We start from the raw sequence: 12766 nt of genomic DNA on the forward strand, positions 1-12766 counted from the left end.
AATAATCAGTGAGGAATGGACAAACTTTATTCCCCTTTAAATGCTGGTAAACGTTTCTCTAAAAACGCAGCAATACCTTCTTTATGATCCGCTGTTTGTCTCATTGCATATTGACCACGCTTTTCTAATTGCAATGTTTGCTCTAAATTAGAGCGATTTACTTCACATAAAATTTGCTTCGTTTGAATCATTGCTTTAATCGGTTTTTGTGACCATTCATTAATTTTTTGTTTCACAGCCGTTTGGAAATCTTCGCCGATTACTTCATCAATTAAGCCGATATCAAGCGCTTCTGTCGCTGATAACTTCTTACCTTCCCAAATAATTTGCTTCGTCATATTTTCACCGACGCGCTTTTGAAGGAAGAAATGACCGCCTCCATCTGGAATTAAAGCGATTCCAATAAAGTTCATTGCAATAACAGATGATATATCCGCCATTACATAATCAGCTGTTAACGCAATACTTAACCCAAGACCTGCAGTTGGTCCATGAATTGCACTAATAACAAGCTTTGGCATCGTATATAATGTCACGACAACTTCAGAAATGGTATTCATAATACCATCAAACTTACTTTCATCATTACTTGAAAGCATCGATTTAATATCCCCACCCGCAGAAAAACCACGACCGTTCCCGCATAACACAACGATATGCGCAGAACTTTCCGCTACTTCTTTCAACTTTTGTAATAACTCTTTTAAGGTCGGCTCATCTAACGCATTTAACACCTCTGGGCGGTTGACCATAACCGTTGCAACGTGCCCTTCATATTTCACAACGACAGATTCTGTTTTACTTGTTATTTCCATTATATATACCCCTCTTTTCTCCATAAAGATTATACTTATATAATTATAGAAAACCACTGAAAAATCCTTCTTTTTTCTCAATTTTCCGTCTAATAATCTCACAATTTGTACATATACCGTATAAAACATACAATTCCGTTGAAAAATATAGAAATTAAAGTCGGTTTATCCATGCTTTTCATCTATTTACCATTACAATGAAATGGTGTATTCTTAAGTTTGATAAAGTGAGACTTTAATCAGTGGGGGGTGTTCATCCCCCACTGATTATTAGTCCTCACCAATCGGGCTTTTACGGGCAGCCCGCCCCCACCTAACTTCTTTGCTTCCGCTGTATTGTATTTTGAGGCGGGGTCTTACTGCCCGGCAAATAGCAGGATAAAAAAACAAATATTGAAATTCATTCGCCTTACTATGTAAAAAAGGCTTTATACCCATCTTTTGGGTGTTGTAATAAAGGAATGAAGAACTGGAGGAACATATGGTTAATAAGTTGAAACAAACGGATAACTACTTCCCACATTTCCTATTGCTATTCATTGTGTTTCAACCAATTTTAGATTTATTAACATCTTTTTCAATCTATATACTACACATGAGCGCAACAGTTGGAGTTGTAGTCCGTTTCGCCTTTATGCTTCTTGCATTAGGATACCTACTTCTTCATCACAAACAACAAGATGCGAAAAAGTACATCTTCTATTTATGTTTACTCGGAATCGCACTCGCAATCGGTCTTGTAAATAATATGATGGTTAAATCTCCAGTTTCATTTGGAGAAGAAGTTAAATTTATCTTAAAGAGCGTATATCCAATTGTGCTACTGTTTGGATATATTATCGCCTTTAAAGAGCTAAAAAATAAAGAGTATGTATTTCATAAAATCATTACATATTTCTTATATGCAACTTTAATTTTAAGCATCACAATGATTGTCGCAATGCAAACTGGAACGGATTTCCCAAGCTATCCTCACTCAAAAATCGGTTCAAGAGGTTGGTTCTTCGCTGGAAATGATTTAAGTTCTCTTTTCGCCATTATGTTCCCAATCATTGTCTTATATTCGATTCATAAAACAACTTCTTTCTCAAAAATATATTACTGGATTCCAACAATACTTGCGATGTATGCAAGTATTATGGTCGGAACGAAAGTCGGATATGGCGCAATTGTTATTACATTAGGCGTAGCACTTTTCTTCTCATTCATTGAATATATGATAAATCGTAAAAAAGAAGGAAAAGGATTCACACATATTGTAAATACCGTTGTTGCCGCTGTTATACTAGGAGGTTTAATTGCTCTTACACCACATACTCCTATCGCAAAAAATATGGGCATTCACATGCAAATATACGAATACAAAAAATCAGTACAAGAAGAGAAAGATCGAAAAGAAGGAAAAGTAATTAAAGAAGATCCAGAAGATGCAAAAAAACATGCAAAAGGTGAACTTACAGATTCTGAAGTAAAAAGTTTAATTTACAGCGATCGCGACAAATTCTTAAAAACATACAAACAGTACTATAAAGACGCACCGCTTTCACAAAAACTATTCGGAATGGGTTACGCTGGTAACTACACAGATAAAATTAAATTAATTGAAATGGACTTCCATGACCTATTTTTCGCATTTGGAATTGTCGGTTTCCTTATTTACTTAATACCACTTCTATACTTTGGTATTAAATTATTCATCCGCATGATCACAAACTTTAAGAAAATCATGAGCGTAAAGTATATGCTATTAGCGAGCACACTCATTCTATCACTTGGCATTGGCTTTATGTCTGGCCACGTATTAACAGCGCCAGCCGTTAGCATTTTCTTCGTTGTTATACTCGCCTATATCATTGTTGATTTTGAAATTGAATAAAGTGAAACTTTAATCAGTGGGGGTTTTGTTCATCCCCCACTGATTATTAGTTGAACCAATCGGGCTTTTACGGGCAGTTCATTCCCCACCTAACTTCCTTGCTTCCACTGAATTTTGAGGTGGGGGATTACTGCCCGGCAAATAGCGGGATAAAAAGAAGGTGCTACGAAATATTAGTAGCACCTTCTTTTTTATTTAATTAATGTTTTACGTACTCTAAGCTTTCTTTTGCAATATACGCTTCTGTTACAGTAGGATTATCTGAAATAACTTTAACCCACGCTTTTCCATTTATTATTTCTTCACCAGTAACTGTGACAACTACATTTGTATTTAAACGATACAGTCGCTCATTTGATATACTAGGATTCTTTTTCACTTCCACGTTATTCATCACACGTGCAAGTTTGTACTTGTTGTATTCTTTTTTACCTAAATAAGAATCAAAACGGTTCATATGCCCCGCTACTTTTTTACCCCAGTTCGCATCAGATGCATATTTCGCATTTAAACCAGCAGCTTTATCACCTGTATATGTTGCTGTATAACGCCAATGTCCTGGATTTAAATATCCTTCATTCATGTATAATTTTGCTGCATGTTCAATACAATCTTCTTTTGAATTGAATGCTTCTCCGTTACCATATGGACTATCGTCTGTTGCTTTTAAACCAAATAAATTATTTTTGTCTTTTGCAAGAGCGCTTGTTCCATAATAACTTTCATGAATTGCTAATGAATATAAGAATAATGCATTTACATTATACTTGCTTTCTACTTCTTTAAATTTCTTTCCTAAACCAATTAATGGAGAGTCTGGCTTAATCGATTTCACATAACTATCTAGTTGTTCAGCTGTATAATCTGTTTTCGAACGTAATGATAAATAATTGAAATATTGATAGAAAGTTTCGTCTCCAAATGTCTTTCCATCTACACTATACATTTGCTGTCCTTGCTTCATGAAAGAAGGTGCCACACCATATCTAAATTCTGTATATCCAGGTGAACTTGTATTATATGTATAATATTTATGGTATAAATATCCATCTGATTTCACATAATAAGACGACTGTTTCATTTCATTGGTAGGAATTAAAGTGATTTCATTCTTCTTCACATAACCTGTCAAACCAGAAAGTTGAACTTTCACACGATCTTCGCCAACTTCTAACACTTTCAATTCTGTTCCATACTGAATATACGTATATACTGTTGATAAATTCTCATCATAAATATTAATGATGTTTTGCCCAGTTATTCTTTTCGCACTTGCAAAACCATCTTTAATCCATAAAAATTCGTTCTCGTATTTTACCGCATTCATACCTTTATTTTGAGCAGCGGTAACCGCTTCTTTATACGTATTATAGCGCTCTACTTCTTGCTCTGTTCCGTTTTCTCTTACATTTGTCACGACATATTTCTTAGTTTCTACAGGATTGCTATTTCCGTTTTTTTCAATCGTCTGAAGCATGCGATCCAACATAGCTGAAGCCATCCCTCTTGTAGCTGATAAATGTGGTCTAAATGTATTATCTTCTGGATACCCTTTAATAATTTGAGTAGCCACCATAACTTGCACATGCTCTTTATAGTTAATACTATCTTTATCAGTAAAGGTAAGCGGACTTACAGCTACTTTAATATTTTTATAGTCTAACGCTCGCTTTACCATTATCGACATTTCTTCACGTGTAATCACATCATTTGGTGAGAACGTCTCGTTCGTACGACCATTAATAATTTTCGCTCCATATGCTCTACTTACACCATCATATAAACCGTAAGTCTTCGGCACATCCTCGAAATTCGAATCAGCTTTCGGTAAATTTAAAGCCCTCGCTATGAATGTAGCAAACTCTGCTCTTGTTACTAATTTATCAGGCGCATATACATTGTCTCCATACCCCATTAAAACTCCTTTAGTAATAAGTGAGCGCATATTCGTCTCAAACATATGTCCTGTAATATCATCATTTGCCGCATAACTTGAAATAGGAGTTAAAAGTAATGATCCCGTTAATGCCACTGCTGTTATACCTTTTGAAAAAGTCTTCAAGGTTATCCTCCTCGTAATCTACGAATTTATTATCACAAATTTGATTATATAATAATCACAATCATTTTAGCATAATAAATAGGAATTAAAATAAAACGTTTTTTAATTTGAATTTTCATTACATTCAAAACAAAATAAAAGACACTTTACTTTTTTAATAAAGTGCCTTTTTCCATATGATCAATGAGTTTCTTTGTTGCCTGTTTGCCTTGCAACCGAAGCTCATCTATTGTCAATTGTAACTCTTGCTGCACAGTTCCTTGTTGCATTAATTGCTTTTTCGCAATTTCATATAAATATTCAGCACTCCATTCGCCATCCACACTTCCTATAACTGGCTGATTCACTTGACTTAAAAACGAATCAATTTTTGGATCGTATGAAATCCCGACCATTGGAGTTTTGGCTACAGCAGAAAAAACTAGTGCATGAAGACGCATACCAATTAGTAATGAACATTGTGATAAAATGAATATTTTCTCGTCGATATCCATTTTATATGGAAGCATATACGTCTCTTCTCCCATTAAGTCTACTACTTCACGCGAAGCTTTTTGATCAAATGGCTCATGCATTGGAACAAATAGAATTTGGTATCCTTCTTGCTTTAATTTTTTTAATGCCGCAGCTAATTTTTTTATATAATCTTCTTTTGCATTCCAATAACGCACACTAACCGCAATTACTTTTCCATGTATCGAATGCTTTTGCAACCAATCCGATTGTTTTGTCCGTTTCCATGTTAAAACAGGGTCTGGAACAATTTCAATATCGTTTTTTATGCCAAGTTCTTTTAAATATAAAAACGAATCCTCATCTCGAACTGATACATAGGAAGCTTTTGACAAGTTCCATTTTACTAATAGACGATTATATCCTTTTGTAATTGGACCTATTCCTTGTGAATAAATATAATACGGCTTTTTTAATAATCGAGCGAGTCCCATAATACCCGTATAATATAGAATACTCTTCGTACTTGTCTGATCTTGAAGAAGGCTCCCGCCACCGCTAATAACTCCATCACTGTTTTTTATCGCATGATAAACAGCTTTTATATCCCAGCGATCTACCGATTCTACACCATACATTTCCTTTGTATATTTAGAATCATTTGATAGTACTACTAGTTCTATATCCGGGTTCTCTTTACTTAACGATTCAATAATTGATTGTAGAATCGCCTCGTCTCCAACATTATAAAAACCATAATATCCTGATAAGACTAAACGCACCCTAAATCTCCTCCAAAACTAGGTAACCATTTATTTCATCTAACATAAACTAGTACCCATTCCTTACCTAAACACTTGATACCCTACATAGTTTCCTCTTTATCAGTTCATATGAATTATAATAAAAAATTAAATTTCTATATTTATCTTTTTAAAAATGGTATTTTGTTTATTGATATCCATTTTAATTTCAAAGCACATACACCATACAAAATGGTTGTAATACTTAATGCTATACCACTGAATAATAACGTCATAATTCTTGAAGATGTAATATTTATCACATTACATAATTCATACAATCCTAGTCCCAAAATACATGCTATTGCTAGCACACCAAAAAAGCTTTTTAAATGAATAGAATAGGCAATATAGCTTCGAATATACAAATGATTTACAATACAAATCAATACGTAAGTAATTAATGTACTATACGCCGCTCCATCTATGCCAAACTTCTGCACGAACATAATGTTTAACACGACTTTCACACAACTCGCACCAATAACAATCCATGCAGCTTGTGCAGAACGGTTAATGCCCTGTAAAACACCTATTGATAATACCATAACCGCAGTAAAATACGAACTGCCAATCATAACTGTTAACATACTACTGCCTTTTACATCTGTGAACAATCCGACATTTAACGGTACTGTTAATGCCATCAACCATATTGTTAACGGTGCTGTCAAAACATGCGCTAGTCGATTTGTATTTTGAATTGTTATTTTCGCCAAATTTATATCTCTTTTGGCCAATGCGGAAGTTAAGAGTGGTATTAACGGAAATACAATTGCACTTGCAAAAATAACAATTATTTGCGTGAATGCAAAACCGCGACTGTATATTCCAAATTGTTCTTGAATTTCTGTTGATGATCCTTGTAATACATGCGGTATTGTAAGCGAGTCTACTAAATTTAAAAGTGGCATTGATAAAGCTCCGATAGCGATTGGGATCGATACCCGCAATATCTTTTTGCTGTTTTCTCTTAAATCTCGGAGCGAATAGGAATTGCTTTTATTGTAGTATGGACTTCTATTATATTTTATACGCAAATATATAAGCGAACTAATGACTCCAAGAAAAGAGCCAACCATCGCACCACTAGTAATAACAGCATTACTCTTATCCCATGATACTAGTATGTAAGCAATTATTAACATAAAAAACACACGTACAAATTGCTCAATGACCTGTGATCCCCCTGTTGGTTTCATATCACCGAAACCTTGAAAATACCCTCTATACACCGCCATGTATGGCGCAATGAGTAATGCTAATGAAGTGATAAGCAACGGCATTCTAGTTTCTTGTCCACCAAGCATATTTGCAATTTCAATAGAAAATAATACAATGACTAAACAGCCGAAAACGCCAAATGCTATCCCAATAATTGACGCTGATTTAAATAATTTCGCAATTTCCTTTTGCTTATTTTTTTCGTTCAACTCTGCAATTAGTTTCGAAATTGCAAGTGGAACTCCGGCTACCGATAATGTAAGAGCAATCATATATACAGGAAAAACAAGGCGGAAAATACCGAGCACTTCATCTCCTGCAATATTTTGTAATGGAATTTGAAAAAAACTACCCAGCAATTTCGACAAAAAAGTTGTAATGGTTAAAATTGCTGCTCCTTTTACAAATGTTTTATTCATATTTTTTCTCTTTTCTTTTATACATATACTCTCAAACATATTGTTTTAAACGATAGGAATTCACTTTATCCCATTGGTTATCATAACAAATTTATTATAGGTTGAATACTTGGTTTTTTTTTCAAAATAGAAAAGAGAACCCATTTAAGCCTGTCTCTTCACAATATTTTTTCTAATTCCTTCCATTATATATGTACACACTATAACCGTTTCTGTTACGCAAAAAGAGCCCTTCCTCTCTATCACTGCGATACATATTACTAAAAACATTATAAAAATATCCCACAACTCTACATTATAATTTATGTAAGATTGTGAGATATTCTAATTACCATCTAAACACTTAAAATTTTCAATTGCTCTTTCTGTTCATCGCTTGCCATTACTGCGATTGTTTTTTCAATACTCGGATGTACTTGCTCAAGCTTTACACTTGCTCCTACTTTATTTGATTGCTCAACAAAATTTAATAATGCCATAGCTCCTGATACATCCATATAACGCACATCTTTCATACGTAAAACAACCGGTGACTTCACATCTTGTAAAGTAGAGAAAATACGATCTACTGATAGGAAAGAGAGCGGTCCTTGAATTGTGTACGTTTCTTCTTTTTCTTTTACGATAGAAGTTTTGCGTTCTTTACATTTCACCATATATATGATGAACGAAAGAATAATACCGAATGCAACAGCAATCATTAAATCGAACTTCACCGTTACAATCATCGTTACGAGCATAACAACGACATCACCTTTAGGAGCGACATGCATCTTTTTCATGCTTCCCCAATCGAACATTCCAATACCAGTTAAAATTAAAATACCTGATAATACAGCAAGTGGAATATATTGTACGACCGAACCAAGACCCATAATAAAAATAAATAAGATAACACTATGCATACATGCCGAAAGTGCCGTTTTACCGCCACTTCTTATATTCACGATAGACCTTACAGTCGCACCTGCACCTGCTAATCCGCCAAACAATCCGCTCATCATATTACCGATACCTTGTCCGACCAGTTCTTTATTACTTTTATGACGTGTACCTGTCACATTGTCCATTACGACCGATGTTAACAACGAGTCAATCGATCCTAATAAAGCAATACTAATCGCTGGCAAAATAAGTGCTGCTATTCCTGTTCCACTTAAAGATGGAATATGAAGCGTAGGCATCGCTTCTGGAATGGTTCCAATCTTTTCAATTACTTTATTTAGTGAAAGATTTCCGATAATCGGTAACTTTACTGTAAGTCCTTCGAGTAAGGAAGAAAATAAAGGAAGCAAAGCTGTCACACCGACTAGTGCTACTAAACTAGACGGAATCGCCTTAATCCATTTACCAGAAACAATCATTACAATAATCGTTAACACAACAAGTAAAAAACTATTTTGTACGTGCTTTATTTCGCCTAAAATAATGATTAATGCAATACCATTCATAAATCCCGAAACGACAGGATACGGAATATATCGAACGTAAGAACCGAGCTTACATACACCGAATAAAATTTGAAATAACCCTGCCATCATAAAGGCAATAAAACTTGCCTCTAACCCGTGCGTCGCAATAACTCCTGTTGCAATAACGGTAATTGGTCCAGTTGGTCCTGTTACTTGCCCAGGTGTCCCGCCAAATAACGCTGCGAATAAACCTGCAAAAATCGCACCATACAATCCAACAAGCGCTCCCTCAGACGTTCCTGTCGCAGCAATACCAAATGCAATCGCAAGTGGTAACGCAACAATCGCAACAGTAAATCCTGCTAAACATTCCTTTGCTATTTTTTGAAACATAAAAAAACCACCTTTGTATAAAGTCCATGTTCCATTGTACACCTAAAAAGATACATTCGTTAGCTCACTTTTTACATTCTCGTGACGTAAACGTATTCAACGAAAAGTTTTCCCCTTATCTTTGGAAACAATTGCAACTATGCTATAATGAACAAATTAAATCTTTTACTATATACTTGGAGGCACTATGCTAACTTTTGAAGAAAAATTATCGATTATTGAATCTTTCCCAGAACTAGAAAGAAAGAACGTATCATTAAAACGTGTAAACTTCCACTTTGAAGAAAGTCGTTTAGATAAAAAGAACGTTGTATTTCATTTACACCCAAATGGAAATGGATTTGTATATGCAAGCGGTATTAAAGGTTATAAAACAGATGATAAAGGCATGGTTAACATCCGTGAGTTTTCAGCAGAGGAGTTACGTTCAGTAATTGAGAAATCAATTGACCTTCTATCACAAGAAGAAGTAGTAGCACCTGTAGAACCTGCGAAAGAAGAAGAATGGCAGAACGAAGATGGTCATATTCTTACTCTTATTTCAGAGGATGACATGTGGAACGTGTACGCTGGTGTAAACTTAGACGGTACATTCAACTCTTATCCAGAAGCTGCGGAATACCTTGATGAAGAAGGCTTTTCACGCAAATAAAAATAGAAACCTATTTTATTCAACGACTTTTATAGTAATCAAAGAAGACACTTAAGGTGTCTTTTTTTGTTATATAAACTCCTTTCTCACACTATCTCTATTAATTTTCATAAAATGATTCAGAGGAGGTTTATATGAATACAACTGCTAAATTAATAACTTGGAAAGAACATGGCGATATGATTATTCTAGAATGTGAATTAAATGGAAAACGCTTCGAGATATCAACATATAAACAACGAATATATAATGCACACCTTTTATCAGCTGACGTTTATATTCGTTTAGACTCATCTGATAATATAATTGGAATAAATATTTATAAAAAGTAAGAAAAGCCCCCTATTCGTAGGCGGGCTTCATCTTTATTACACAATATTAGAGTATACTCTCTTTTTTTTCATACAGTTTATGTAATTATACATATTCATCAAAAAATACACTAAATGAATATTACATGTAGTAAAATATAACTTGTGGGCACGTTCTATAAAGCAGATTCTTTTAAAAGGCGTAACATATCAATTATTATAGGGGATGTGGCGTCACTTCGATATTGATCTCAAATCTCTTGTCTTTTGTGAACTAACAATCTAGTGTATATAGACGATTCTGCTTTATAGTGTGTGTTTACACTCATAACAAAGGGGTAATGGTAATACGGATAGATTCCGATTCGTATGAAATGAAATGGTTCAAGTCGGAGAAAGGCACCTTAGGGTGTCTTTTCTTTTTGTATTACATTCACTTTGTGTTTCCACCTTATTTCAAATGCGCTAATTAACCTTCACCAAGAAGAAATGAGAATTAACAAAGATATTGTTTCTTCTGTTTAATACAGAAGAATGCAGGATACCCCATAGATATGGGGCATCCTGCATTTTCTATTTTTTCGCACCTTTCAACGACTCCCTCAGTACAAACTTCTGCAACTTCCCGCTCGCATTACGAGGGAGTTCATCTACAAATAAATAATGACGCGGACGTTTATAATCTGCTAGTTCATCACTTTCTTTGCAATACGTTTCTAAATCAGCTTCTGTTATTGTTTCATCTTTCTTCACAATAACTGCCACAACACGCTCTCCCCATAATTCATCTGGCTCACCAAGTACCGCCACATCTAATATACCTGGATGACTATGAAGGAAATCTTCAATTTCACGAGGATAAATATTTACGCCACCGCTAATTACCATATCATCAACGCGATCAGCAACGAATAAATAACCGTCTTTATCAAAATAGCCTAGATCACCAGAATGATACCATCCTTTATACATCGATTTTTTATTCGCTTCTTCACGATTATGATAGCCAGCCATCATAGTTGGGCCGCGTAAAATAATTTCTCCCACTTCATAAGGAGGTAATACATCATCTGGTTCTGCCGGTGCATCCTCGTTCGGTTTCACAATACGAACTTCATGGCTAAAACATGGCGTGCCTGCTGAACCAGCTTTCGTAATTTGATCCTCCTCTACGAGAAATGCAACAACTGGCCCCATTTCTGTCATTCCGTATATTTGAACAAGATCAATATAAAGACGTTCTTTACATTCCTTCACTAACGCCGGTGCCATTGCTGCTCCGCCATATATACCGATTTTCATTGACGTTAAATCATACTGAGCTAAATCTTTTTGCAACAACATATTCCACATCGTCGGCGCTGCAAAGAACGTCGTAATCTTTTCTTCTTGAATCGTATGTAATACTGTTTCTGTATCAAAATGATGCAAAATAACATTCTTTCCGCCAACTTGAATGCGTGGTATGATTCCGGCATTTAATTCACCACAGTGATATAAAGGCGCCACGACAAGCCCAACACTATCTCTATTATATTTAAGGAAATACGTACAAATCATACTATGCTCAGTCATTTCGCGATGACGATGTAATACGCCTTTCGGATGCCCAGTCGTACCGCTCGTATAAAGCATTGAACAATAATCCATTTCATCAATTTCGATATTTACTTTCTCAGAAGATGCTTCATTCACTTTTTCATGGTAGGAACTTGCATAGGAAGGTTTATCGTTTTCTATAGACCAAAAAGATGTATTTGGAAAATCTCTTTCAATTATAGCAACAGTTGACTCAACTGCTTTTTCAAAGACAACGACTTTCGAGGATGCGTCCTGAAGAATATAAGATACTTCTTTCGCCTTTAAGCGGAAATTAATCGGGTTAAAAATCGCACCAATTTTCGCACAGGCTAAGTAAACGTTTACAAATTCATGGCAATTATATAAGTAAACAGATACCGTATCTCCCTTTCTTACTCCTTCTTCTAATAGAGCGTGCGCTGTTTTATTTATTTGTTCCTCCCACTGTTTATACGTCCAGCGAATATTTTTTTCAGGTTCCACTAACGCCTCTTTATTTGGATACTTACCAACTGATAAATCAAAAATTCTCCCTATCGTCATATACATGCCAACAATTTCCCCCTTTTCTCTTTCATAAATCTATCATTTCGTCCATAAGTAGACATTGTCCTCTAATGATTTGACTAATTTTTCTGATTATTATCGACATAGTTTTACATACGGTACCGCTAGACGGTAAATGAAATTATATCGGCGATTTTTCGAATATATCAACTTACCGACAAAAACTGACAAGATATAATCGGACCGCCCGTTACTGCA

General features: G+C 35.0%; 9 protein-coding genes. 3 read left to right on the top strand and 6 right to left on the bottom strand.

Annotated features, from left to right (window positions below; all coding sequences use genetic code 11):
• Positions 1–26: 26 nt before the first annotated feature.
• A complete protein-coding gene (locus HMAS_RS19640) occupies positions 27–839 on the bottom strand; it encodes an enoyl-CoA hydratase (protein WP_001999174.1) in 813 nt (270 codons plus the stop codon).
• 457 nt (positions 840–1296) lie between these two features.
• Here HMAS_RS19640 and HMAS_RS19650 point away from each other — a divergent pair, with 457 nt between their 5' ends.
• Positions 1297–2691: an O-antigen ligase family protein gene (locus tag HMAS_RS19650; RefSeq protein WP_016121969.1), complete on the top strand. Its 1395-nt coding sequence runs from the start codon at positions 1297–1299 to the stop codon at positions 2689–2691.
• A 199-nt stretch (positions 2692–2890) separates the two neighbouring features.
• Here HMAS_RS19650 and HMAS_RS19655 read toward each other — a convergent pair whose 3' ends face one another.
• The 4 genes from HMAS_RS19655 to HMAS_RS19670 all read right to left on the bottom strand — a co-directional run bounded on the left by HMAS_RS19655 (position 2891) and on the right by HMAS_RS19670 (position 9457).
• On the bottom strand, positions 2891–4753 hold the full coding sequence (locus HMAS_RS19655) for an S-layer homology domain-containing protein (RefSeq protein ID WP_000847506.1): 1863 nt from the start codon (positions 4751–4753) through the stop codon (positions 2891–2893).
• A gap of 146 nt (positions 4754–4899) precedes the next feature.
• A complete protein-coding gene (gene csaB / locus HMAS_RS19660) occupies positions 4900–5988 on the bottom strand; it encodes a polysaccharide pyruvyl transferase CsaB (RefSeq protein ID WP_001241591.1) in 1089 nt (362 codons plus the stop codon).
• 143 nt (positions 5989–6131) lie between these two features.
• A complete protein-coding gene (locus tag HMAS_RS19665) occupies positions 6132–7652 on the bottom strand; it encodes a putative polysaccharide biosynthesis protein (protein WP_116344982.1) in 1521 nt (506 codons plus the stop codon).
• Positions 7653–7987: 335 nt separating this feature from the next.
• On the bottom strand, positions 7988–9457 hold the full coding sequence (locus HMAS_RS19670) for a SulP family inorganic anion transporter (RefSeq protein ID WP_070179147.1): 1470 nt from the start codon (positions 9455–9457) through the stop codon (positions 7988–7990).
• 187 nt (positions 9458–9644) lie between these two features.
• On the opposite strand from HMAS_RS19670, the gene HMAS_RS19675 reads away from it, so the two are divergent.
• Both HMAS_RS19675 and HMAS_RS19680 read left to right on the top strand, forming a co-directional pair.
• Positions 9645–10109: a hypothetical protein gene (locus HMAS_RS19675; RefSeq protein ID WP_000954998.1), complete on the top strand. Its 465-nt coding sequence runs from the start codon at positions 9645–9647 to the stop codon at positions 10107–10109.
• Positions 10110–10243: 134 nt separating this feature from the next.
• Positions 10244–10441 carry a hypothetical protein gene (locus tag HMAS_RS19680; RefSeq protein WP_001098262.1) on the top strand — a complete coding sequence of 66 codons (198 nt, stop codon included), beginning with the start codon at positions 10244–10246 and terminating at the stop codon, positions 10439–10441.
• A 552-nt stretch (positions 10442–10993) separates the two neighbouring features.
• Here HMAS_RS19680 and HMAS_RS19685 read toward each other — a convergent pair.
• On the bottom strand, positions 10994–12550 hold the full coding sequence (locus HMAS_RS19685; RefSeq protein WP_044307489.1) for a fatty acid--CoA ligase: 1557 nt from the start codon (positions 12548–12550) through the stop codon (positions 10994–10996).
• Positions 12551–12766: the final 216 nt, after the last annotated feature.

It is taken from the genome of Bacillus sp. HMA207, from assembly GCF_003402455.1.
In the GTDB taxonomy this organism is placed as follows: Bacteria; Bacillota; Bacilli; order Bacillales; family Bacillaceae_G; genus Bacillus_A; species Bacillus_A cereus.

Coding starts and splice junctions, on each gene's coding strand:
- HMAS_RS19650 (WP_016121969.1), top strand. CDS start 1,297: ATGGTTAATAAGTTGAAACAAACGGATAACTACTTCCCACATTTCCTA.
- HMAS_RS19640 (WP_001999174.1), bottom strand. CDS start 839: ATGGAGAAAAGAGGGGTATATATAATGGAAATAACAAGTAAAACAGAA.
- HMAS_RS19685 (WP_044307489.1), bottom strand. CDS start 12,550: ATGTATATGACGATAGGGAGAATTTTTGATTTATCAGTTGGTAAGTAT.
- HMAS_RS19670 (WP_070179147.1), bottom strand. CDS start 9,457: ATGTTTCAAAAAATAGCAAAGGAATGTTTAGCAGGATTTACTGTTGCG.
- HMAS_RS19680 (WP_001098262.1), top strand. CDS start 10,244: ATGAATACAACTGCTAAATTAATAACTTGGAAAGAACATGGCGATATG.
- HMAS_RS19675 (WP_000954998.1), top strand. CDS start 9,645: ATGCTAACTTTTGAAGAAAAATTATCGATTATTGAATCTTTCCCAGAA.
- HMAS_RS19665 (WP_116344982.1), bottom strand. CDS start 7,652: ATGAATAAAACATTTGTAAAAGGAGCAGCAATTTTAACCATTACAACT.